Source organism: Halopseudomonas pertucinogena (assembly GCF_014646575.1).
GTDB lineage: Bacteria > Pseudomonadota > Gammaproteobacteria > Pseudomonadales > Pseudomonadaceae > Halopseudomonas > Halopseudomonas pertucinogena.
Genome location: NZ_BMNN01000001.1, coordinates 174,102 through 196,163 on the forward strand (window position 1 = coordinate 174,102; position 22,062 = coordinate 196,163).

A 22,062-nucleotide genomic window follows, 5' to 3' on the forward strand; every position below is an offset into this window, starting at 1 on the left:
TGGTTATGGGTAAGTTGCTGATTTTTAAGGAATTTAATATGGTGGGTAATCCCGGCTATCCGGAGTTATACCGCAGTCATTCTTATGCATTAGTGCCGCATGCGGTCTAATCACTGTTATAAGCCAAGAGCAGTCCTGTAGCACCCCGTAGAAGGAAGAAGAAAGGATGGATTTAAAAATAAGTGATAATCACACCAAGCCAATGATTCGTGTGTTTATTATGCTAGTTGGGTTGCTCTGTGCATTGCTTATCTCCTGGAAATTTACAGGCTCACCCCTTCCGCAAGACTCCAAGTATTCATTGATTTTCCAAAACGCCTTGCTTTTGATTGTGCTTGGCTCCGCTATCTTGGAGCACTTTTTTACAAAACCAGCTGATTCCATGATTAATTCGCTAATGGCCGGAATAACAATGTTTGGTGTGTACCATGTATCGCCACCGCTAGCATGGTGGGTGGTGTTTTCTTATTGCCTCGTTGTTTTTCTAATATCAACGGTCTGTGTTGCAACATCCGGCGGGAGGATCTCTGGTGATATCGCATCGATTGTAAATAGCCGCCTTTACAGATCTGCAATTGTTCTTGGTCGGTCTAGGCTTATTTTTTCAATAGTCTTTTTGTTTGGAGTTTATTCTTTCTACTCCATTCAGTCTGAATTGGCTGTTTATCTCATAGTATTTTGGGGGGTATTCATGGCTATATGGCCACTTAAGCTTCCTCAATTGCTATCCTCGATCAGTTTTAGCTCTCAAAAAACAATCCTGCCGATAGGTAAATTGCTGAGACTTGATAATCCAGGGATCTTAAGATTTGCGATAAATCAAAGCACTGATTGGGAAGAAGGTAAGCCGTTAATCTATCAGCGAGTTGATAAAAGCCAGCAATGGGTGTTGCCACTATATTCGCATCTTAATGACGAGCGAAGAATTGGAACGGCGATGCTTTTAGGAGCTGTTGAAGATTCAAAAAAAGGACTTGCTGATGGACATATTTATGAGCCCGAAGAGGAACTAAACCATGATTCTGTCATGACTCTTTTGGGTGAAACTACTCAATCTAGATTGATTGGCTTCGTTGCTGAAGACTCATCAATTGGACGAATCAGGCTTGAGGTGAAATCAGATAATTATTGTGCAGATGGAATGCTTATTTGGTGCAAGGTCGGTAGTGCGAAGGTTTACTATCAGGTTTCAGCTGGCACAACGATTGAAGAGAATTTAGATGGTGACAAGCATGGTTATCAAATAGCTTACGCGGCTCAGCTTGGAACTTTAGAAAATGGAGAGTTCAAGAAGTTTGATTGGCTTCCAAATATGAATTCGCCTGTTTTCTCTCTCATCAATGAAAATGATGATCTTAATGGCGAAGTCCAAGACCCCAACGATTTTCAGTTTGGAAAACTTCCTAAATCAAATATTCCTGTTGTTGGTGATTTTGTAGGAAATTTCAACTTTCATACAGCGGTTTTAGGGGTAACAGGTTCAGGCAAAACAGAGTTTGCATTTGATTTGATAAGGCATTCAGTATCTAACGGTATCAAAGTAATATGCATTGACCTTACCTCGCAATATAAAGGGCGCCTAGCCGACTTGAATCCAAAAGATCTCTCGATCCAAGAGCAAACATCAATAGATTTAAGTCAAAAGCTTTTTGAAGTGGAAACTGGGCAATACGGTGCAGGGAATGAGAAAAAGGCTTTAAAGGTATTTAGTGATCAGCTACGAGCTGATGTAGATACGCAGCTTAGAGCATTTATGGAAGATGCTGATAGCAGATTGGGATTGATTCAATTGCCCGAGATATCAAACTCGCAAGCATCCATATTTATCACTGAAATATATATGTCCTGCTTATTAAATATTTCCAAAGAGAGTTTTGGTGACGATTCTAAAAAAGTGCTAGTTGCTGTTGAAGAGGCACATACAATAATGCCGGAATCAGCAACAATGGGTGTGTCTGACTTCGCTTCAAAGGGGTTGGTTGCCAAAATTGCACAAATTGCTCTGCAGGGAAGGAAGTATAATGTCGGGCTGCTAGTTTTAGCGCAAAGGACAGCTAATGTGAGTAAGACAGTGCTAACACAGTGTAATTCAATTGTCAGTTTTGCATGTTATGACGATACAAGTATTAGCTTCCTCAAGAATGTGTTTGGTTCAAGTTGTGCTGAAATGGTTCCAAACCTCAAGAAGCTTCAAGCGGTTGTTTTTGGCAAGATAGTTAAATCTGAAAGGCCGGTCGTTGTAGAGATTCCATTTGACCAAAATAAAGCCTAGTGTCAGTGCAGTTGGCTTATAACAAGCGCAAGCAGTCGGAAAAGTTACTCGCTGCGCTCCCAATTTTCCGCTGTTGCGGGCGTTAAGTGTTTTCAGGGAGGAAACTGTGAGTAAGTATCATATTGCGCAACTCAACATTGCCACGCTGTTGGCACCCATAGATTCGCCGCAGCTTTCGGATTTTGTCGCGAATCTCGACCGGATCAATGCGTTGGCAGAAGACTCCCCTGGTTTTGTTTGGCGGCTACAAACCGAAGACGGTGATGCTACCAGCATTGACGATTTTGGCTCCGATAAAATCGTGAATCTCTCCCTCTGGGATTCAGTCGAGGCTTTGCATAATTACGTTTATCGGTCTGCCCACGTTGAGATCATGCGACGCAAGAAAGAGTGGTTTCAGAAAATGGGACAGGCATATATGGTGCTTTGGTGGGTCCCTGCCGGTCACATTCCGTCAATCGAAGAGGCGGCGGAAAAGCTGAACATTCTGCGAGAGCATGGCCCAACTGTGAAGGCTTTCACATTCAAGAAAGCGTTCCCGGCTCCCAGCGAACTAGCTGGTGTGTCAACTGATACCTGGGGTGGTGAATGTCCAGCCACTTAACAAATCAATTAAGTTCGTTCCGGCCTGCGGCCTCCACCGGACGCCCCTGTCGGGCCGCCGCTTATTGTTGGCGTTAGGCATCAGTCCATAGTGAGGTATAAATATGTCAAAAATATCTGACGAGATAGCAAATGATTTTCTCGATTTGCTAAACGGAGAGCCAGGTAATCTCAAGAAGAAATATAATGAAAAGCTTGTAGATGAATTTAATGAAATAATAACAGGAGACCCAAAGGATCTTCAGAAGAAATATCAGAATGAGGCTTACGAAAAGTATCTCGAAAAATTCTCACCTACTGTTCACCTTTGGAGGTTAGATGATAAACAATGGGTAAAGAACAGAAAATCGATATGGGAAAGAATAATAGATAGGGAGAAACAGGAAGATGACGATTTTGTAAAGTCCTACTGGGAAGAGGCAGGCCGCTTTTTCCTGCGAGCAAAACCGAGAAAGAACGATAATGAATTATATGTATACAGACGTATGGCTTACACGCCATTTACATCTGTAGGCCAAATTAGAGAGTTATACATGAAGGAGCATGTATCTCTAAGGAGAAATTTGCATGAACAGCTTCTAACATACGCGTGCAGAGCATATCGGTCAGTCCCTGAAGAGTTTCATCGTGTCCAGCTAATTGCTGAAGCGCTGTATTGTGAGGATTATGTGGCAAAAAAAGAGCTTATGGGCCATGCTAAGAAACCAGAATTCTCAGTTTATTATCCTCGCGATTTCATAGTTTCATATACTAGTGAAGTTATAAATTATCTAGAGCGCTCAAAATCAGACTACCTAGATAACCTACGCCAGGTGCACAATCAACATTGGACCGGCCATGAAAGAAGCTTCTCAGAGGTGACTATCGAGTACTTTCTGGGGGTGCTTGAATACGCTGTTTTCAATGATTCTGATGAGTATGGTGGCGTAATTAATGATCGTGGAATTAAAGGTGTAAATGAAATGTGCACTTTAATTGAGTCATACAAGCCGGATATCGAAGATGAGAATCGACACAAATACATTGAAAATGCTTACGCAAATATCATTAACAATGATGTCATTAATAAGATTCGTGAAAGGCCTAACAAATAAAGCCACAGGACGCAGCAAAGCTGCGCCCGTGCTTTAGGCGTTATGCGTAGAAATGGAGGGTTGAATGCCCAAAGAGTTATTTTTTCCTGTCATTGAAACAGAACGATTAACATTGAAGCCTTTAGCAATTGATGACTCGGATAGCCTACTGGAGATTTTTTCTGATCCTGAGGTTATGCGGTATTGGAATACTGCGCCTTGGACAACAATTCAGGATGCTATTGACTTCATTAATGAAAGTAATGATTCGATGCGGCGTCAAGAGTCGCTAATACTTGGCGTGTATCTGAAGCCTACAGGCGAATTGGCTGGAAAATGTATGTTGTTTAGCTACGACAAAGAATCCAAACGTGCCGAGATCGGCTTTGGTTTGAGCCGTTCTTTTTGGGGGAAGGGTTACATTCGCGAGGCGGGAGAGGCATTAATTCGGTACGGATTCAATTCATTGGGGCTTCGGCGAATTGAAGCAGAAATCGATCCAGATAACCAGTCCTCCGCGAAAGCGCTAGAGAAGCTAGGATTTTCCCGAGAGGGTCTGCTAAGGCAGCGTTGGGAAGTCAACGGTATCGTCTCTGACTCGGCAATGTATGGACGACTGGTAAGTGACCATCCAGCACAGCATAACCAGGCAATGCACGCGACAAGCGCGTGATTGCGGCGTTATGCATCTCGCAGGATGAACTATGAAAATATTTGAATACTACGCATCTTTGAGATCTGAAATATTAGAAGTCGTCACAGGTGTAGAAAATTCAGGTTGGAGTCTATTCTGGGATGACACTACGCCAAATTACGTAACAAAGAGAAAATTAGAAGAGCTTTATAAAAAATATCTTGGGGTAGCTCGGAGCTTCGGATTATATGTTGTTACACGGCATTGCGACTGCCCTAACCCCAAACACTTAGAGTATCCTGTCTCAAACAACTATGGTTTGGAAATTTCTTATCGAGACGAAAAATTTGTCTGGAATGGTGGCCAAATGTATCAAGGGCCAAGAAATTGTATTTGCCCATGCTCGCCTAAAAACAAACAAACTCAACACCACGTAATCGATGATGTAATCTATGAAGTGTCTGCCAATCAAGAGCTTTGCAAAGAGCTTGAGGGAATACTATGTGATGTTGTGGAGGCAATAGATTGCGCCGGTGACAAGAAGCCTCGCTCTGCCATTAGAGAAAATTTATTGCGTGCAGTCCTAAGAATCAACGACCAATTACTTCCTGAAAAAATGGACGTCTATATAGAGAATCAGCTTAAAACCAATGCATAACAAGCCGCTTAAATACGCTCCGGCCACAAAAAGCGTGGCCTCCACCGGACTCGCTAACGCTCGCCGTTTAGCGGGGCGTTATGCATTAAAGGGGGAGTCAGTGCTCGAGCCAGTAGTTCAGGAAGAAACCACGGGATGCGGAATCGCGTCGGTTGCCAACATTCTGGGCAAGACGTACTCAGAGATGAAGGCCGTAGCCAATGCTATGGGCATCCATGCTTCGGACAAATCGCTGTGGTCAGATACACAGTATGTCCGGCGTATGTTGTCGAGTGCAGGTGTCAAAACCTCCGCTGATGAAGCCCCATTTGAATCTTGGGAGGCATTGCCCAATCTGGCATTGTTGTCTATCAAGCACCATCAGGAAGAAGGCAAGGACTTCTGGCACTGGGTTGTATTCAAGCGCGTGGGAGGTGAACCATTTGTGCTGGATTCGGCTAGTTACCTGCCATCCAATATCCGTCAGGATTTCGACGCCATGCAGCCAAAGTGGTTCATTGAGGTCGAAAATGCATAACCAGGCGCTCTTGTCGCCGCTGTCGCGGCTGGGACGGCTTACGCTTCGCTCCAGCCGCCCCACAGCTTGTCGTTACGCTTATAAACCATAATCATGCATAGAGGTATGCAGTGAAAAATATATTTCTAGTTCTAGTTTTGGTGCCGATATTTGCCTTGGCGCAAGATAAAGAAGAAAAAAGCGGAGTCGCTGAATCGGCTAAATCCGTAGTTTCAAGCGTAGTAAAATTTGGAAAAGAGGTTTTGAGTGGAGTTTCAGATGGAGTCACTGAGGGGAGAAAAACTGGAGAAAGTGGTGACGGCGCAATAATTGTGTCAAATCAAAATGAGCTTGAGCAATTCTTGGAAGTGAGCATTCTAAGTAAAACCGCAGACGGAGAAAAATCCGTCAATGTGGAACTTGGATTTAAGAATAGTGGATATAGACCTGTCAGAGTTATCAACTTAAAAGACAAAAACGCCATTATTGTAGTTGACAAGGATGGCTATGCGACTGGTTTGTCGCGTCATAACAACAACCCTTTTGATATTACGGTGCCAGAACAAGCAGCAGTCAAGCAAATGTTCAATTTTAACGTCCCTGAAGAAAGTGCATTCACAATCCGAATCTGGGGTAAGCAATATCAGCTTTAAAAAAGCGTAACAAAGCCATCAATCTGATGGTGCAGAAAGCGCGCCACAGGTTATGGCGGCGTTAGCTTTTTTGGGAATAGAGCAATGGATACCATATGAATATCGGGATGACGGCGTTGTTCGTAACGGCACTGTCTATGGCAGGACTAGCTTTAGCTTCTGAAAACTCTCTCTATGCCGGCGAAGAATCTCGTGAAATTAAAGCCCTGTCAAAATCAGAGATTGACGGCCTATTGGCTGGGAAAGGCATGGGTTACGGCAAAGCCGCAGAATTAAACGGGTACCCCGGTCCCGCGCATGTGCTTGAGCTCGGCGATGAGCTTTCGCTCACAGCCACTCAACGGCAAGAGACGGAAATCGTTTTTGCTCAGATGGAAACTGCGGCCAAAGCCTTGGGTGCTGATCTTGTGGCAGCTGAACGTGCGCTCGATCAGGCATTCGGAAGCAAGAAGATAGACGAATCGTCCTTGTCGGAACTCGTTAAAAACATTGGCGATGCTCAGTCTCGGCTACGCGTAGTCCACCTCCGTGCGCATTTACAGCAGACAGAAATTCTTAATGATCAACAGATATCCAAGTACATGGTTTTGAGAGGCTACAGCCGTGACGGACACGAAAACCATCACAAGCATCATCACGGAAGATAGAAGCTGACAAAGCAAGGCACACGACAAGCGCGTGATTGCGGCGTCATGCCATGACTAAACGCCTTCTTGTGCTCATCAGCACATTTCTTTGCGCAGGGAGACCGGGCGGACAATAATCCTCAGCTGTGCCACTTCCCATCGACCTCTCGACTCCCTCGCAGGAGAGCTCTCATGTCCAGCCATGCATTTTCCCAAGTGAATGTATTTTCCACTGATCCGCTTGGCGGTAATCCGCTGGCGGTGGTGCATGATGCCGATGGCATGACGGATGATCAGATGGCGGCGTTGGCGCGCTGGACGAATCTGTCGGAGACGGTTTTCCTGCTCAGGCCGACGGAGCCGGAGGCGGACTACTGGGTGCGCATCTTTACTCCCAGCGGGGAGCTGCCGTTCGCCGGGCATCCGACCCTGGGCTCATGCCATGCCTGGTTGCGTGCCGGTGGGCGACCTCGGCAGGCTGGCCGCGTGGTGCAGCAGTGCGCCGTGGGGCTGGTGACTGTCCGCCAGGCTGGTCAGCGATACGAGTTTGCTGCGCCTCCGCTGTGCCGCACGGGGCCGCTGGAGGCGGGCGATCTGGCCCGGATTACCGGGGCCCTTGGCATAGCGCCAGAAGAGGTGCTGCATCACCAGTGGGTGGACAATGGCCCGGGCTGGTGCGCGTTGGTGCTGCCGTCCGCTGAGCGTGTACTGGCGCTGCAGCCCGACTGGCCTGCGCTGGCTCCTTACTTTGTCGGCGTGGTCGGCGCCAGTCCCAAGGGCAGCGATACGGCGGTGGAGGTGCGGGCATTCATGGGTGGGGAGGGCGCCGAGGACCCGGTGACGGGGAGCCTGAACGCCAGCCTGGCGCAGTGGATGATAGGTGCGGGGCTGGTCGCGTCACCTTATGTCGCCTCCCAGGGGACAGCCATGCAACGCGCCGGACGCGTCTATCTGCATCAGGACGGGGAGGGCATATGGGTCGGTGGCGAGGTGGTGGATGTAATCGAGGGGACCATAACGCTCTGAGTGGGCTCCGGATCGAGGCGGGCTTGAGGCAGCCATAAACCGTACCAGCGGAGGTGACCGTGAAAACAGCAGGTTTGATCGGCGGAATGAGCTGGGAATCGACCCAGACCTATTACCGCCTGATTAATCAGGGGGTGAAGCAGCGCCTCGGTGGCCTTCACTCGGCACGGCTCGTTCTCTACAGCGTGGATTTCGCGGAGATCGAGGCGCTGCAGCACCAGGGTGACTGGGCTGCCACTGCACGGATACTTTCGGAAGCGGCGCGATCGGTCGAGGCGGCGGGCGCGGAGTTTCTGGTTCTCTGTACCAATACCATGCACAAGGTTGCAGCCGAGATAGAGCAGAGCGTAAACATTCCGTTGCTGCATATCGCGGATGCCACGGCCGGGGTGCTTCAGGCCGACGGGGTGACATGCGTAGGGTTGCTGGGTACCAGCTTCACCATGGAGCAGAACTTCTACCGGGAGCGGCTCGAGGCCCGAGGAATTCAGGTGCTGGTCCCGGATGCCACGCAACGGGAGCGTGTTCACCGGGTGATTTATGACGAACTGTGCCGCGGCGAGGTCAGGGACGAGTCCAGAGCCGCTTACCTTGAGATAGTCGCGTCGCTTGCCGACAGCGGCGCGCAGGGTGTAATTCTGGGTTGTACCGAGATTGGCCTGCTCATCCAGCAGTCAGACACGCCGGTTCGGCTGTACGATACAGCGGTGATTCATGTCGAGCAGGTGGTTGAGGCTGCTCTGGACTAATCCGGAGGTTTTCTTGAATTGGTTTTACCTGGCCCTCGCCATTACGGCAGAGGTGATAGCTACGTCGTTTCTGAAGCCCAGCGAGGGGTTCACTCGTTTATGGCCGTCGGTGGCCGTGGTCATCGGGTATGGTGTGGCGTTCTTCATGCTGTCGCTGACGTTGCGCACCATTCCGGTGGGCATTGCCTATGCTATCTGGTCAGGGGTGGGCACTGTTCTCATTGCGATCATCGCCTGGCTGATTTTCGGTCAGCGGCTCGATGTGCCGGGGGTATTGGGCATCGGGCTGATCATCGCGGGAGTTGTGATCCTCAACGTATTTTCCAAGGCGGCGGCTCACTAGCCGCTGAAGAGGGCTGATGAAAACGATTTCATTCGATGACTTTCTAAAGGTCGAGCTGCGGGTCGGCCGTATTGTCAGTGCGTCGGTTTTCAAGGAGGCACGCAAGCCTGCCTATGTCCTGCATGTGGACTTCGGTGAGGAGCTGGGGGTGAAGAAGTCCAGTGCTCAGATCGCCGCGCTTTATCAGCCCGAGGAACTGATAGGCCGGCTGGTGGTGGCGGTGGTGAACTTCCCGGCAAAACAAATCGGGCCGCTGATGTCGGAGTGCCTGGTAACGGGGTTTCATGATGAAAATGGCGACGTTGCGCTTTGCGTGCCTGACAGGCCGGTACCCCTCGGCACCCGGTTGTTGTAGCGGCGGCTGATTATCCATTCGAACCGGGAGGGCATGCGGTATGGTCAGTGACCCATTCGATCTTGAGCGCTTCGTGCAGGCCCAGCGGGGCGTTTATGACACGGCATTGCAGGAACTGCGTGCCGGCCGCAAACGCAGCCACTGGATCTGGTTCATCTTTCCGCAAGTGGCCGGGCTCGGCATGAGTGCCACCTCGCGTCGATACAGCCTGACAGGTCTTGAGGAGGCACGGGCTTATCTGGCACATCCGCTGTTGGGACAGCGGCTGCGTGAGGCGACCACTGCCTTATTGGCGCAGCGGGCGAGTGCCAGTGCGGTTCTCGGTGAGCTGGATGCGCTCAAGTTCCGCTCCAGCATGACGCTGTTTGCACTGGCGGACCCGGCCGAACCACGCTTTATCCAGGCGCTGGAGCGGTTCTTCCGCGGGGAAGCCGATCCGCGCACACTGGAATTGCTCAACGCACCCGACCCCGACTCTTGACCGTCAGATCCAGCGCCCGGTACATGTCCAGCCTTGCCGAATGGCCGACGTCCGGATCATTGATCTGGTTATTTCGCTCGGACGGCAGAATCGGAGCGGTGAGGTCGTCGCCATCCGGCGCCTCGAAGTCCTGTTCAGGGCCGATGGTCATGGCGCTGCGGCGCAGCAGCATGCGTATCTGCTCCGGTTCCAGTTCGGGGTTGATCGAGAGCATGGCAGCGATGACGCCTGCCACCAGCGGGGTGGAATAGGAGGTGCCACAGTGCGCTTCTCCGGGCTCACCCCGTTTGCTGGATGCGCCCTCCACGCAGGCCGAGGCGGTGATGTCGACCCGCATGTCCACGTTGGACGTCTTGCGTCTCACCGCGTAGCCGGGGTTCTCCACCTCGGTTTTGCCCTTGCTGCGTTGATGGCCGCCGACCACAAACAGCTGATCGGTGACAAAGGAGGAGGGCAGGCGGTACTCGTCACGCCCGGAATGGGCCGCGCCGTTGCCGGCCGAGTTCACCACCACCACGTCCGGGTGCTCTGCACGCAGCCAGAGAAAGAATTCTTCGAGCAGTTCCTCGTAGCCGCTCATGGCAACGCCCGATCGCACCAGCGAATCCACCGGGTCGCCGTTCACATCCATCGTGCCAATACGATGCAGGCCCCAGCTCCAGTTGATGATGCGGGCGCCATCCTCTACCAGGTTGACCGAGGCGGCGACATTGGCGGTGATGCCTCCATCCGAGCCGCGCTCGACAATGACATCAAACCCCGGCCCTGCATCATCCAGCGCCCGGAGAAAGCCGCTGCTGCCCGGATCTTCCCGGTTGGCGGCAAGCACCCCGGTGACGGTGCTGCCATGGCCGCTTGGGCTTTCGGCATCCCGTGCGTAGACGCAGGTGCGCTGACTGTCGCGACGGCAGTTGCCCAGGTAGTCGGCAAAGTCCGGTGAGTCGAAGTCCACGTCACGTTCGATCACGCCGATGCGCACCGGCTGCAGGGGGATGTCCCCGTCGCCCAGCCGGCGCTGGTAGTACACCACCGCATCCAGCAGCCGGTTGGCGGCCCATTCCCTGCCGGCATCCTCCGGCTTGGCGGGCTTGTCCCGCTCGGCCGCTTCCTCCGGTGACGATTCCTCTATCACCACCGCGTCCACGCTGACCTCGTTGCCAAGGCGCAACACCAGCGCGTCCCGCTGTTCCAGATGCCTCGCCGGCAGGCGCAGCTGGTAGGTATTCAATGGGGGGATGGCCCCCACCACCTCGGCGCCATATTTCTCGGCAAGCCGCTGGGCTTCCTGCAAGCCGTCATGTTGCTCTTCGATGATCAGACTGATCAGGTTCACCCAGGTGGTCAGGCCGTCCTGGTTGGTGGCGACTTCTTCCTCCGTTGCGGCGATGACATGACTGCGGCGGGTGCTCAGCCACACCGGGTTGCTCTGTTCACCGTCCAGCTCAAGCCAGAGCGGTCCGCTTGGTTGATCAACATCGAGGCGCAGCTGCAGACCACGCTCGGTCTGCAGGATGGATGGTGCCGGCAGCGCCTCGCCATTGAACAGAACCTGCGGCGTTTTGCCTGAGCTGTTCACATCAAGGCAGTAGTGCAGTGTGTTCGGATCCAGCAGATTGCCGCAACGTTGCAGGTGGCTGATGCGCAGCGAGTCGGCCGATGCGCTGGTGAATGTAGCGAGCGTGAGGGTCAGCAGAGCGGGGAGGATGGTGATTGAGCGGTACATAAGCGTTCCTGAACGAGGTTAACAGGCCGGCGGAGGAGAGAGCCGACCACTGCGTTAATCTTTTCTGACCGCAGCGGTGCTGTTCGTTTCAGAATATTTCGTTAGAATGCTTCTCGTTTAGCTTAAGACCTTGCGGCCATGTACGCTGAAACCTCCCCTGTTGCCCGTATCCTCGTTGTAGAAGATGACCTCGTGCTTGCCGGTCATGTCCGGTCTTTTCTGGAGAAGGCCGGTCATGCGGTTACCCTCAGCCATGACGGCTGCGAGGGCCTGCGTCTGGCCGAGCGGGATGACTACGATCTGGTATTGATGGACATTCTGCTTTCCGGGCTGGACGGATTGCAGGTACTGCAGCAGCTGCGCCGTCGCAGCCGGGTGCCGGTGCTGCTGATGTCGGCGCTGGGCGGTGAGCAGAACCGCATCGCCGGGTTCAGTCGGGGAGCCGATGATTATCTGCCCAAGCCCTTCAGCGTGGCGGAGCTGGGCGTACGGGTGGAAGCCATTCTCCGCCGTGTCGCCTATGAGCGGCAGGTTCTCCAGCGGGTGACCTGTGAGGGCGAGCTGGAGTTTGACGAATTCGCTGCGGACGTTCGCTGGGCTGGGCGGTCTGCAGGGTTGACCGCCAGCGAGTATCGGGTGCTGGAGCTGCTGTGGCAGCACCACGACCAGGTGCTGAGCAAACCCTTTCTCTATCAGCAGGCGCTTCGTCGTGGCTACTCCCGGCATGACCGCGCGCTGGACATGCATGTCAGCCATATCCGCCGCAAGCTGCAGGCCATCGGCTGCACGGGAATGCGCCTGGAGACGGTATGGGGCCATGGTTATACGCTCGTCTGCGTGGCTCCATGACATTGCCCGGCAAGGGGTCGCTGTTCTGGAAGCTGCTCGGGCTGCTGGCCCTGTTCGGGTTGTTGCTGGCAACCCTGCATGTGGACCTCAGCCGTCTGCTGCTGCGCTCGGTGTCCTATCTGCCGGAGCCCACTCAGGAGCTGCTGCGCGGCTACGCCAGAGAGGCGGAAGCGGCCTGGCTGAAAGAAGGCACTGCAGGCATAGCGCGTTACCTTGATGAGCTGCAGAAGCGCGAACAGGTGTGGGCGCGGGTGGTGGATGCTGACCACCGGCCGCTGACCGTACGCCCGCTGCAGCGGGTCGAGCACCAGCGCATGCGATTCGTGCGGCAGCTGGATGCACGCATCGGCCGACGGGACGGTACTCCGCTGTTCGAGATTCCCTTCCGCTCCGGTCAGGCCAGTCTGGTAATGGCATTGCCGGAACGATTGAATCCCCGCCGTCATCTGCTGATATGGGAGGCGTTGCTGCAGCGGGTCGTGCCCGCCTGTCTGGCATTGCTGCTGTGTATCCTGCTGTACCGCCTGCTCATATCTCCGCTGGAAATGCTGCGCCGGCAATCCGTTGCCCTCAGCAGTGGCGCGCTGGGTGCACGGGTGCCGGGCGCCATCGCCGGACGCAAGGACGAGCTGGGTGAACTCGCCCGCGCCTTCAACCAGATGGCAGAGCGCCTGGAAGGGGCGCTGTCCTTTCAGCGGCAGCTGCTGCGCGATATGTCCCACGAGCTGCGCACACCCCTGTGTCGCCTGCGGGTGGCCGCAGAGCAGGCTGACGAGCCGACGCCGCTGACCCGGCGGCTGGAGAAGGAAGTGGACCTGATGGAACGGCTCATCGGCGACAGCCTTGAACTGGCCTGGCTGGATACCGAACGGCCCAGCCTGCCGCTGGAGCCGGTCGATGTGCCCGGTCTGTGGGATGTTATCCGGGAAAATGTCTGTTTCGAGACCGGCTGGCAGCCCGAGCGTCTGCCCTGCGACCTGCCGGGGGATTGCCTGGTGCTGGGGCACCTCAACGGGCTGGCCCAGGCGATGGAGAACATCCTGCGCAACGCCGTTCGCCACTGCCCGGAGGACGGCGTGGTGCGGCTCGGTGGCCGCCGCTGCGGTGGCCACTGGCATCTGTGGATCGATGACCAGGGTCCGGGGGTTGCCGAAGAGGATCTGTCACGCATCCTCGAGCCCTTTACCCGCCTCAATGCCGCCCGCCCCGGGGGAGACGGCTTCGGTCTGGGACTGTCCATCGCCCGCAGCATGCTGCGCCTGCAGGGTGGCGAGCTCTGGGCGGAGAACCTGCGCCCGGGACTGTGACTGAATCTGCGGCTGCAAGTGTATAGATTGTAAATTGCATTTACTCTCAAATAGCAATGTTTATCATTTGCGTCGGTTTGGCTTGCTGCTGGGAATCCGCGTGAGCCAGGGATAGTCCGTCTTGCTTGGAGAGTTTCATGTCGCGTCGTATCCGTCCGTCCTTTTCGTTGTCACAGCCACCGATGGGCAAGACCCTGCTGGCCGTTACCCTGGCTTCACTGGCCTGTTCAGCGGTGGCGGAGGAGGCGCTGAACCTGGGGCAGACAGTGGTGACAGCCTCCGGCTTCGAGCAGAACCTGCGTGACGCGCCGGCGGCGATCACGGTGATTTCCGCCGAGGAGCTGAAGAAGAAGTCCTACACCGATGTGACGGATGCGTTGAAGAACGTGGCCGGTGTGCAGATTGCCGGGGGCGGCGTTGAGCAGTCCATCATGCTGCGCGGCATGACCGCCGCCTATACGCTGTTTCTGATTGATGGCCGCCCGGTTCAGGGTAATGACGCCTTCAGTGAGCGGGGCTCCCAGGCCGGCACGCCGATCAACTTCCTGCCGCCCATCGAATCCATCGAGCGCATCGAGGTCATCCGTGGGCCAGCCTCGGCATTATATGGCTCTGACGCCATGGGCGGTGTGATCAACATCATCACCAAGAAGGTCACTGACCAGTTCAGCGGCAGCATCACCGCCGAATACGCCATGCCAGGCAGCGGCAACAAACTCAACGAGCGGGGCTATCAGGGCAGTGCGGTGGTGAACATGCCACTGATCAAGGACGTGCTGGGTCTGCAGCTCAACGGCAACTACTACAAGCAGGACGAGAGCAACTTCCTCGGCCAGAGCGACAGTGCGGCTACCGATCCCGAGTACCAGCGTCAGGGCGGTGGCGGCAAGCTGGCCTGGAATCTGAACGAGCAGAACACCTTTACCCTGGGCCATACCTATACCCAGCAGGAGCGCTGGAAGCATCCGGGGCGCAGCATCGCGGAGGATGCCGACCCCACCTACAACAACTCGGTGAAGAAGAACTACTTCCTGACCCACGAAGGCGAATTCGGCAGCGTCTTCACCAATTCCTACATCAACTACGACCGCTCGGAAAACCGCACCACGCTCAATGCCGATACCGGCAAGGGTATCGAGTTCGACGTGGTCACCGCCAATACCCAGGCCACCTGGTTTATGGGGTCGCATACCATGACCGCCGGGCTGACCCACAAGTACGAGAATCTCGAACATGGCAGTAATGGTCTGCGCGAGCCGATAGTTGATCCCACCGCCGTGGTCGAGATGGACCGCTACCAGAATTCCATCTTCCTGGAAGACAACTGGAGCCTGACCGACAACCTGATCCTGACCCTCAGTGGCCGCTACGATGACAATCAGGTGTTCGGCGGCGAATTCAGCCCCAAGCTCTATGCCGTCTGGCACATGAACGACAACTTCACCCTCAAGGGTGGCGTGACCTCCGGCTACAGGGCGCCGGAGCTGCGCTCGGCGGCCACCGATTTCGGTTCCACCTCCCGCGGGGGCGTGATCATCGGCAACCCGGAGCTGATTCCCGAGACCAGCCTGAACCGCGAGATCGGCATCCACTACGAGAACTTCGACCTGGGGCTGGCCGGCTCGGTGACCGCCTACGTGACCGACTACGAAGACAAGATCAACCGGACAGGGCGGGTATGCCCCAACTATCCTGACGGTGTGCCCGCCGGCGCGCCGGACTGCGTCTACAACGGCAAGGTCTACCCGGCCCACCAGTACGGCTATACCTCCTACGAGAACGTCGACAAGGCCGAGCTGCGCGGTATCGAGTTCACCATGGACTACGATATCCTCGACAACCTGACCTATCGCCACAGCTACACCTTCACCGATACCGAACAGAAGTCCGGGGAGTACAAGGGTGAGCCGCTGAACGACGTGGCCCGGCACATGTTCAACGCCTCGCTGGACTGGGAAGTGACGCCGCAGATCAACCTGTGGACCCAGGTCAACTACCGTGGCGAGACCTCGGGCCGCTGGCAGACCGGCACCAGTGGCTCCAGCACCAACGGAATCAAGTACCCGTCCTATACCTTCGCCGACGCCGGGATGGTATACCGCCCTGCAGACAGCTGGGCCTTCAAGGCCGGGATCTACAACCTGACCAACAAGAAGGTGACCACCGACGGTGACTATGCCTACAACCTGGATGGCAGGCGCATCATCGTGGGGCTGACCAAGAGCTTCTGAGTCGGTTCAGGTAACATGGCTGCATCAATTCAGTCTTGAGGAGGGAGATATGACCAACAAGACGGTCTTCTTGCAGCCCGGTGGCGGCTTCGACAAGGTAACCATCGGCACTTCCGAGCATGCCGCTCCTGCAGCGGGTGAGATCAGCGTGCGGCTGCGCGCCAGCTCGCTCAACTATCACGACTATGTGGTGGTCAGCGGCGTCTGGGGGCCGGCAGAGCAGCGCATTCCGATGGCCGATGGTGCCGGGGAAGTCACGGCAGTCGGCCCGGGGGTGACCGAGTTCAAGGTCGGCGACTCGGTGGTGAGCACCTTCTTCCCGGACTGGCTCGATGGCCGGATCAACGTGGAAGGGTTTGCCCGGGTGCCGGGTGATGGCATCGACGGTTATGCCCGCGAGGCGGTGACCGCGCCGGCGACCTGGTTCACCCACGCCCCTGCGGGCTGGAGCCATGCCGAAGCGGCTACGCTGACCACGGCCGGGCTTACCGCCTGGCGCGCATTGGTTGAAGATGCCCAGGTCAAGGCTGGCGATACGGTTCTGGTGCAGGGCACCGGCGGGGTATCGATCTTTGCCGTGCAGTTCGCCCGGATGCTTGGCGCGCGGGTGATTGCCATCTCGTCCAGCGATGCAAAGCTGGAACGTCTGCGCGAACTGGGCGCGGAACATCTGATCAACTACCGCAAGGACCCTCAGTGGGGTGAAACTGCCCGCGGCCTGGCAGGTAACGGCGGTGTGGATTGCGTCATCGATGTGGGGGGCCCTGCGACCCTTGAGCAGTCCATGGCGGCGGCGCGGCCCGGCGCTCATATTGCGGTCATCGGCATTCTCAGTGGTGTGAGCGGCGAGTTGCCGCTGGTGCCTGCGCTGGCCAAGCAGCTGCGGCTGCAGGCGGTGCTGGTGGGTAGCCGCCGGCAGCAGCAGGATATGGTGCGGGCCATCGATACCAACGGCATGCGTCCGGTCATCGATCGTCACTTCAACCTGGATGCGATAGTGGATGCCTTCCGCCATCAGGAGTCCGGCCAGCACTTCGGCAAGATCGTGCTGGATATCTGACAGGTAACTGACCCGGTAGCCGAGGTAAATGGTGCTGACTCCTGACATTGTGCTGGCCTTCTTTCTGGCCTCCGTCCTGCTCGGGTTGGCGCCCGGCCCGGACAATATCTTCGTGCTGACCCAGTCGACCCTGCACGGTCGCAGCGCCGGGCTGATGGTGACGCTGGGGCTGTGCACCGGATTGATTGTCCACAGTCTGGCGGTGGCCTTCGGCGCAGCGGCGCTGTTCCAGTCGTCAGAGCTGGCCTTCTCGGCGCTGAAGCTGGTGGGAGCAGCCTATCTGCTGTATCTGGCCTGGGGTGCATTCCGCGCTCCGCCGGCGAGTCTGTCAGCGCAGTCGGTGGGCGCCCCGGGTCGGCTGGCGCTGTACCGCCGGGGCATCATCATGAACATCACCAACCCCAAGGTATCGATCTTCTTCCTGGCCTTCCTGCCGCAGTTCGCCGACCCGGCCCGTGGACCGGTGGCGTTGCAGATCGTGCTGCTGGGGGGCCTGTTCATCCTCGCCACCCTTTTGGTATTCGGCGCGGTGGCCGTTGCGGCGGGCCAGCTTCGCGGCTGGCTGCTCAGGTCGCAGCGCATTCAGCTGTGGATCAACCGCCTGGCCGGTGCGGTATTTGTCGGCCTGGCGCTGCGGCTGGCTACGACGCAGCGCTAACCCGCGCGCTGCGCCGCGCCATCGCCCAGCCGAGGGCAAGCCCCACCAGCACTCCCGCGGCCATGATCTCCGTCATGGCGAGTACCAGCCCGATACCCATCCCATGCAGCAAGATGTTGATAATCCCGTTAAGGGTCAGCAGTCCGCCGGCTGCCAGCCGCAATGCCAGGCGGCGGTTGGCAGGTGGGTTGATGCCAAACAGGTCACGATGGTGGCGGGACATGGCCAGGGCCAGGGCGGCCATGCCGCTGGCCGCCAGAAGGATGGCGAGGACGTTCATCATGCGGGCTCCTGTGAGGAAGTGGGTAGCGGGCTCACGGCTGCGGAGCGGCCCTTGCCGGCGCGCCATACACAGATGATGCCCATGGCCAGCAGCACCAGATCCACCGCCGCCAGCGTTGGCGCGTGGCGGGGCGTCATCAGAAGATGGCCGTGGCTGGTGGTGAAATAGTTCACCACCGGCAGGCCCAGCGCCAGCAGGCCCAGCACGCCGGTCAGCACGCGCGTCTGCGCAGGCCGAGCATGACGGGTAACCAGTGCCACCAGCGCGATCGCCAGCCAGGCAGCGATGAAGCAACCGGCTTCCACACTGGCCCGGGCGGGCAGATCGGCGGGTATCAGCCGGTTGGCCCAGAGCAGGGCGACGGAGGCGATCGGCAGGCCGAAGAACACAGAGGTATTGAGGGCGCGCACCAGCGCCATGCCGGGCGAGGGGTTGCTGGCGCGTTTGCGCAGCCACACGTTGTTGCCGGCAACCAGCATCATGCAGCCCGCCAGCCCGAGCAGCCCGTAAAGGATGCGCACCAGCTGCCCTCCGAATTGCGCCATGTGCAGACCGATCATCCAGATATAGGCACGGTAGGCGGCGGGCGCCTGTTGCTCGTTCAGCAGTTCACCGGTGAAGGCGTCATAGCTCAGGGTGTCCTGGGGCGATCCGATGCGCGATGGGTCGAGACGGCGGATGCTGACCACGGAAGAGGCATCCTCGGGATGCTCGACGACGATCCAGCCGATGTCGCCGGTCTGCCAGTGATTACCGGCCTCGGTCACCAGCCCGTCAATGGATACCGGTGTGCCCGCAGGCTGGTCCATCTCGTTACGGTGAAAGCCACCCTGGGCCTCGGTATAGAACGCCAGCGGGTCGCCGTCATAGGCTACCAGCGCGCCCGCGGGCATGTAGGATGCGACGAATACCGCCACGCCGGTATAGGCCAGAACCAGGTGGAACGGCAGGCCGACCACGCCGAACAGGTTGTGCGCGTCCAGCCAGGCCCGCTGGCCGCTGGCATGGGGCCGCAGGGTGAAGAAATCCTTGAAGATGCGCCGGTGAATGATGGTGCCGCTGACAAGAGCCACCAGCATGAACATGCCGGTCAGGCCGACGATGTACATGCCGATCTGCCCCGCATGCAGGTTGTAATGCAGGGTGAAGAAGAACTCGCCGCCCAGGGTCTCGGGCAGGGGCTGACCGGAGGCGGGGTTGAACATGACCTTGCCGCGCTTGCCCGAGCCATCCTCCTCCCAGCCCAGATGCCAGTAGGGCGCCCGGTCGGTGGGCCCGTGTATCCAGTAGGCATGCAACGGGGCGCTGATATGCGTGCTGACCCAGCGGCTGATGTCATCAGCGCCCATGACCGCCTCCCGGCCGGGCTCATGCAGCGGCGGGCGCATCCAGTGTTCCAGCTCCTTGTCGAAGCAGGCGACGGTACCGGTGAAGATGATCACGAACAGCAGCCAGCTGGGCAGCAATCCACCCCAGGTATGCAGGCCGGCCATGCTCTGGCGCAGGGTCATGGGCGCATTCTCCAGTCGCCGGGGAGCCAGGCGCCCAGGCAGAAAATGACAGCAGGGATGATCAGCCACAGCCAGGCGCGGGTGGCGCTGCGCGCAGCGAAGGCGTAGAACGCGGCGGCTACCCAGACGGCAAAGCACAGCAGGCTGGCGGTGATGACCCGGTCCGGCCGGGCCAACGGAAGATGGGCGGCGAGAAAGGCGGTGGCGCCGAAGGCCAGGGCGTAGCCGCCGAGAAGCGCGGCCAGGCCGCGACTGACCACGCCCGCCGACCGGGAGCCCGCCATACGCCGAAGGATCGTCGTGGCCATCAGAAATTCACGCTCAAGGTGCCGGTGACCGTCCGGCGGTTGCCGATGAAGCAGTCGCCCCGCGCCAGGCAGGTGGTGTAGTAGCTCTCATCTTCCAGGTTGGTGGCGTTGAGCGCGGCGGTCCAGTTATCCCGGCTGTAGCTGAACATGGCATCGTAGAGGGTGGTCGACGGGGTTTTCAGGTTGTCCTCCCCGTCCCAGCTGGCGCCGACATAGCGCACCCCGGCGCCGACACTGAAGCCGGGTATGCCGAACAGCTCGATGCGATGCTGACTCCACAGCGAGGCCATGTGCTCCGGCACGCTGGCCAGCCGGTGGCCGCGGGTATCCGGCGAGCCTTCCAGCACTTCGGTGTCGGTGTAGCTGTAGTTGGCAATCAGATCCCAGCGCGGCGTCAGCTCGGCCATTGCCTCCAGCTCCAGGCCGCGGGCGCGGGTCTCGCCGGATTGCAGGGTGTTGATCGGGTTATCCGGGTCGGGCATCTGGCGGTTCTGCTCGCGCAGATCATATATCGCGGCGGTATACAGGCTACGGCTGTTGGGTGGCTGATACTTGATGCCCAGCTCCCATTGCTCGCCCTCCATCGGCCGGTACGGCTCCGTGGTGACCGGGTTGAGACCGATCACCGGCTGGAAGGATTCGCTGTAGCTGATGTAGGGCGCCAGGCCGTTATCGAACAGATAGGTCAGGCCCGCGTGGCCGGTGGTGGCATAGTCTTTCTGGCGGACGCCGCCATCGGTGCGGTTGTCCGCCCAGTCCCTGCGCAGGCCCAGGGTCAGCAGCCAGCGCTGATAGCGGATCTGGTCCTGCACATACAGGCCGCGCTGGTCGACGGTCTGCTCCGGGTCCGCGCTCGGGTCGATGATTGACGGATCAAAGCTGCCGTAGACGGGATTGTACAGGTCCAGCGGGGTGGCCAGACCGCTGGCCTGATCCCGGCGGGTGACCGCATGCTGATAGTCGACGCCCAGCAGCAACTGGTGCTGCAGCACACCGGTATCGAACAGGGCCTGGGCGTTCTGGTCCGCCGTCCACACATCCACCTCGGGGTGGGACAGGTAATAGATGCGGCTGAGGGTGCGGTCATCCGCTGCCAGTTGGGGCGGCCAGCCATAGATCTGCTGATAGCTGACGTCACTTTCCTGATAGCGCAGCCGCTGGTGCAGGGTCCAGGTGTCGTTCAGCTGCCAGTCGAGTAGGGAGGTGAGTGCCAGCTGCTCGGCCTCGTACTCGTCGAAGCCGGGCTCGCCGACGAACAGGTCGGTATCGAAGCGGCCATTCGGGGCGGGCAGCAGCGTGCCGACAATGGGCAGAAACTGCGAGGTGGGGGCGCCTTCATCACGCTGGAAATTGGCCAGCAGGGTCCATTCAAGCCTGTCGTGGGGCTGCCAGGTGACGGACGGCATCAGCACCAGCCGATCATCGTCGACATGATCCACCTGGGTGCCGCTGTCCCGGGCGATCGCAACGATGCGGTACAGCCAGTTGCCGTCCCGGGTCAGCGGTCCGGTGCTGTCGATGGCTACCTGTTTGCGGTCGAAGGTGCCGTACTGCAGCTGCAGTTCGGTCTGCTGCTGATTGCGCGGGCGCTTGCTGACCAGGTTCACCAGTCCGCCCACCGGGCTCTGCCCGTACAGCATGGAAGCGGGGCCCTTGAGCACGTCGATGCGCTCAAGGGTGAAGGGGTCGGAGCGGGAGTTGGTGTAATAACCGAAGCTCTGCTGCAGGCCGTCAAGGAAAGTTGCCGGCAGGCTGCCGCGGATAAGCTGGGAATCCGTGCGCGTATCCAGACCATAGGCCTCACTGCGCACGCCGGAGACATAACGCAACGTATCCTGCACCGTCTGCGCGCCCTGGTCGCGGATCCGATCAGCGGTGACAACGCTGATCGCGCGGGGTGTTTCGGTGATGGCCGTATCGGTCTTGGTGGCGGTGGCCGAACGGGTGGCAACGTAACCCTGTACCGGTCCGTCTGCCGATTCCTGTTCACTGGCGATGATCACCTCATCGGGCAGTTCCAGGGCAGGCGCCTGGGCGGCAAGAGGCGATGCATGAAGATAGCCCGCCATGCTGACGCAGAGGGCGAGCAGGGGGCGGTTGACGCGGAAGGTGCTCGGCATTGCAGTGGTCCCGTTGTTTTTTTCGGGAATGCTGATGCGAACA

Annotated in this window: 23 protein-coding genes; 18 read left to right on the plus strand and 5 right to left on the minus strand. The window is 57.3% G+C overall.

Features of this window, described 5'->3' with window-relative positions:
- Window positions 1-166: 166 nt before the first annotated feature.
- From IEW63_RS00855 to IEW63_RS00915, 13 genes are all read left to right on the plus strand, one after another.
- Window positions 167-2,272, plus strand: coding sequence for an ATP-binding protein (locus IEW63_RS00855; RefSeq protein WP_188634721.1), 2,106 nt, complete (start codon window positions 167-169; stop codon window positions 2,270-2,272).
- Between the two features lie 106 nt (window positions 2,273-2,378).
- A complete protein-coding gene (locus IEW63_RS00860; RefSeq protein WP_188634722.1) occupies window positions 2,379-2,876 on the plus strand; it encodes a DUF3291 domain-containing protein in 498 nt (165 codons plus the stop codon).
- Between the two features lie 103 nt (window positions 2,877-2,979).
- Window positions 2,980-3,969: a hypothetical protein gene (locus IEW63_RS00865; protein WP_188634723.1), complete on the plus strand. Its 990-nt coding sequence runs from the start codon at window positions 2,980-2,982 to the stop codon at window positions 3,967-3,969.
- A 64-nt stretch (window positions 3,970-4,033) separates the two neighbouring features.
- On the plus strand, window positions 4,034-4,621 hold the full coding sequence (locus IEW63_RS00870; protein ID WP_188634724.1) for a GNAT family N-acetyltransferase: 588 nt from the start codon (window positions 4,034-4,036) through the stop codon (window positions 4,619-4,621).
- Between the two features lie 31 nt (window positions 4,622-4,652).
- On the plus strand, window positions 4,653-5,240 hold the full coding sequence (locus IEW63_RS00875) for a hypothetical protein (protein WP_188634725.1): 588 nt from the start codon (window positions 4,653-4,655) through the stop codon (window positions 5,238-5,240).
- Window positions 5,233-5,757 carry a hypothetical protein gene (locus IEW63_RS00880; protein WP_229710243.1) on the plus strand — a complete coding sequence of 175 codons (525 nt, stop codon included), beginning with the start codon at window positions 5,233-5,235 and terminating at the stop codon, window positions 5,755-5,757. The genes IEW63_RS00875 and IEW63_RS00880 overlap by 8 nt, the downstream gene beginning before the upstream one ends.
- A 110-nt stretch (window positions 5,758-5,867) precedes the next feature.
- Window positions 5,868-6,389 (plus strand): hypothetical protein, encoded by a 522-nt coding sequence (locus IEW63_RS00885; protein ID WP_188634726.1) that lies wholly within the window; start codon window positions 5,868-5,870, stop codon window positions 6,387-6,389.
- A gap of 95 nt (window positions 6,390-6,484) precedes the next feature.
- Complete coding sequence (locus IEW63_RS00890; RefSeq protein ID WP_188634727.1) at window positions 6,485-7,036, plus strand: Spy/CpxP family protein refolding chaperone; 552 nt, start codon at window positions 6,485-6,487, stop codon at window positions 7,034-7,036.
- Window positions 7,037-7,207: 171 nt separating this feature from the next.
- Window positions 7,208-8,041: a PhzF family phenazine biosynthesis protein gene (locus tag IEW63_RS00895; RefSeq protein ID WP_188634728.1), complete on the plus strand. Its 834-nt coding sequence runs from the start codon at window positions 7,208-7,210 to the stop codon at window positions 8,039-8,041.
- A 59-nt stretch (window positions 8,042-8,100) separates the two neighbouring features.
- Window positions 8,101-8,790, plus strand: coding sequence for an aspartate/glutamate racemase family protein (locus tag IEW63_RS00900; RefSeq protein WP_188634729.1), 690 nt, complete (start codon window positions 8,101-8,103; stop codon window positions 8,788-8,790).
- Window positions 8,791-8,803: 13 nt separating this feature from the next.
- Window positions 8,804-9,133, plus strand: a complete 330-nt coding sequence (locus IEW63_RS00905) for an SMR family transporter (RefSeq protein WP_272872560.1) — start codon at window positions 8,804-8,806, stop codon at window positions 9,131-9,133.
- Between the two features lie 16 nt (window positions 9,134-9,149).
- Window positions 9,150-9,488 (plus strand): tRNA-binding protein, encoded by a 339-nt coding sequence (locus IEW63_RS00910; protein ID WP_188634731.1) that lies wholly within the window; start codon window positions 9,150-9,152, stop codon window positions 9,486-9,488.
- Window positions 9,489-9,528: 40 nt separating this feature from the next.
- The gene (locus tag IEW63_RS00915; RefSeq protein WP_188634732.1) at window positions 9,529-9,969 is read left to right on the plus strand and encodes a DUF1810 domain-containing protein; all 441 of its coding nucleotides are present in this window, start codon (window positions 9,529-9,531) and stop codon (window positions 9,967-9,969) included.
- Here the strand turns inward: IEW63_RS00915 and IEW63_RS00920 are convergent.
- Complete coding sequence (locus IEW63_RS00920) at window positions 9,944-11,692, minus strand: S8/S53 family peptidase (RefSeq protein WP_188634733.1); 1,749 nt, start codon at window positions 11,690-11,692, stop codon at window positions 9,944-9,946. The two genes, IEW63_RS00915 and IEW63_RS00920, sit on opposite strands and share 26 nt — an antisense overlap.
- A 138-nt stretch (window positions 11,693-11,830) precedes the next feature.
- Here IEW63_RS00920 and IEW63_RS00925 point away from each other — a divergent pair, with 138 nt between their 5' ends.
- The 5 genes from IEW63_RS00925 (at window position 11,831) to IEW63_RS00945 (ending at window position 17,797) form a co-directional block, all read left to right on the plus strand.
- Window positions 11,831-12,541 (plus strand): response regulator transcription factor, encoded by a 711-nt coding sequence (locus tag IEW63_RS00925; protein ID WP_188634734.1) that lies wholly within the window; start codon window positions 11,831-11,833, stop codon window positions 12,539-12,541.
- Complete coding sequence (locus tag IEW63_RS00930) at window positions 12,538-13,848, plus strand: sensor histidine kinase (RefSeq protein ID WP_188635506.1); 1,311 nt, start codon at window positions 12,538-12,540, stop codon at window positions 13,846-13,848. Before IEW63_RS00925 ends, IEW63_RS00930 begins: the two co-directional genes overlap by 4 nt.
- Window positions 13,849-13,985: 137 nt before the next feature.
- Window positions 13,986-16,079 (plus strand): TonB-dependent receptor domain-containing protein, encoded by a 2,094-nt coding sequence (locus IEW63_RS00935; protein WP_188634735.1) that lies wholly within the window; start codon window positions 13,986-13,988, stop codon window positions 16,077-16,079.
- Window positions 16,080-16,128: 49 nt separating this feature from the next.
- On the plus strand, window positions 16,129-17,139 hold the full coding sequence (locus IEW63_RS00940) for a zinc-dependent alcohol dehydrogenase family protein (protein WP_188634736.1): 1,011 nt from the start codon (window positions 16,129-16,131) through the stop codon (window positions 17,137-17,139).
- Between the two features lie 28 nt (window positions 17,140-17,167).
- On the plus strand, window positions 17,168-17,797 hold the full coding sequence (locus IEW63_RS00945) for a LysE family translocator (RefSeq protein ID WP_229710245.1): 630 nt from the start codon (window positions 17,168-17,170) through the stop codon (window positions 17,795-17,797).
- Here IEW63_RS00945 and IEW63_RS00950 read toward each other — a convergent pair.
- Genes IEW63_RS00950 through IEW63_RS00965 form a run of 4 tightly spaced genes read right to left on the minus strand, consistent with a single transcriptional unit; the run spans window position 17,781 to window position 22,019 of the window.
- A complete protein-coding gene (locus IEW63_RS00950; protein ID WP_188634737.1) occupies window positions 17,781-18,080 on the minus strand; it encodes a DUF3325 domain-containing protein in 300 nt (99 codons plus the stop codon). The two genes, IEW63_RS00945 and IEW63_RS00950, sit on opposite strands and share 17 nt — an antisense overlap.
- A complete protein-coding gene (locus tag IEW63_RS00955; protein ID WP_188634738.1) occupies window positions 18,077-19,591 on the minus strand; it encodes a PepSY-associated TM helix domain-containing protein in 1,515 nt (504 codons plus the stop codon). Before IEW63_RS00955 ends, IEW63_RS00950 begins: the two co-directional genes overlap by 4 nt.
- A complete protein-coding gene (locus tag IEW63_RS00960) occupies window positions 19,588-19,899 on the minus strand; it encodes a DUF3649 domain-containing protein (RefSeq protein ID WP_229710247.1) in 312 nt (103 codons plus the stop codon). Before IEW63_RS00960 ends, IEW63_RS00955 begins: the two co-directional genes overlap by 4 nt.
- Window positions 19,899-22,019 (minus strand): TonB-dependent siderophore receptor, encoded by a 2,121-nt coding sequence (locus IEW63_RS00965; protein WP_188634739.1) that lies wholly within the window; start codon window positions 22,017-22,019, stop codon window positions 19,899-19,901. Before IEW63_RS00965 ends, IEW63_RS00960 begins: the two co-directional genes overlap by 1 nt.
- Between the last annotated feature and the right edge of the window lie 43 nt (window positions 22,020-22,062).

Coding starts and splice junctions, on each gene's coding strand:
- IEW63_RS00920 (WP_188634733.1), bottom strand. CDS start 11,692: ATGTACCGCTCAATCACCATCCTCCCCGCTCTGCTGACCCTCACGCTC.
- IEW63_RS00955 (WP_188634738.1), bottom strand. CDS start 19,591: ATGACCCTGCGCCAGAGCATGGCCGGCCTGCATACCTGGGGTGGATTG.
- IEW63_RS00895 (WP_188634728.1), top strand. CDS start 7,208: ATGTCCAGCCATGCATTTTCCCAAGTGAATGTATTTTCCACTGATCCG.
- IEW63_RS00945 (WP_229710245.1), top strand. CDS start 17,168: ATGGTGCTGACTCCTGACATTGTGCTGGCCTTCTTTCTGGCCTCCGTC.
- IEW63_RS00925 (WP_188634734.1), top strand. CDS start 11,831: ATGTACGCTGAAACCTCCCCTGTTGCCCGTATCCTCGTTGTAGAAGAT.
- IEW63_RS00965 (WP_188634739.1), bottom strand. CDS start 22,019: ATGCCGAGCACCTTCCGCGTCAACCGCCCCCTGCTCGCCCTCTGCGTC.
- IEW63_RS00865 (WP_188634723.1), top strand. CDS start 2,980: ATGTCAAAAATATCTGACGAGATAGCAAATGATTTTCTCGATTTGCTA.
- IEW63_RS00890 (WP_188634727.1), top strand. CDS start 6,485: ATGAATATCGGGATGACGGCGTTGTTCGTAACGGCACTGTCTATGGCA.
- IEW63_RS00940 (WP_188634736.1), top strand. CDS start 16,129: ATGACCAACAAGACGGTCTTCTTGCAGCCCGGTGGCGGCTTCGACAAG.
- IEW63_RS00910 (WP_188634731.1), top strand. CDS start 9,150: ATGAAAACGATTTCATTCGATGACTTTCTAAAGGTCGAGCTGCGGGTC.
- IEW63_RS00880 (WP_229710243.1), top strand. CDS start 5,233: ATGCATAACAAGCCGCTTAAATACGCTCCGGCCACAAAAAGCGTGGCC.
- IEW63_RS00915 (WP_188634732.1), top strand. CDS start 9,529: ATGGTCAGTGACCCATTCGATCTTGAGCGCTTCGTGCAGGCCCAGCGG.
- IEW63_RS00855 (WP_188634721.1), top strand. CDS start 167: ATGGATTTAAAAATAAGTGATAATCACACCAAGCCAATGATTCGTGTG.
- IEW63_RS00930 (WP_188635506.1), top strand. CDS start 12,538: ATGACATTGCCCGGCAAGGGGTCGCTGTTCTGGAAGCTGCTCGGGCTG.
- IEW63_RS00870 (WP_188634724.1), top strand. CDS start 4,034: ATGCCCAAAGAGTTATTTTTTCCTGTCATTGAAACAGAACGATTAACA.
- IEW63_RS00875 (WP_188634725.1), top strand. CDS start 4,653: ATGAAAATATTTGAATACTACGCATCTTTGAGATCTGAAATATTAGAA.
- IEW63_RS00960 (WP_229710247.1), bottom strand. CDS start 19,899: ATGGCCACGACGATCCTTCGGCGTATGGCGGGCTCCCGGTCGGCGGGC.
- IEW63_RS00950 (WP_188634737.1), bottom strand. CDS start 18,080: ATGATGAACGTCCTCGCCATCCTTCTGGCGGCCAGCGGCATGGCCGCC.
- IEW63_RS00935 (WP_188634735.1), top strand. CDS start 13,986: ATGTCGCGTCGTATCCGTCCGTCCTTTTCGTTGTCACAGCCACCGATG.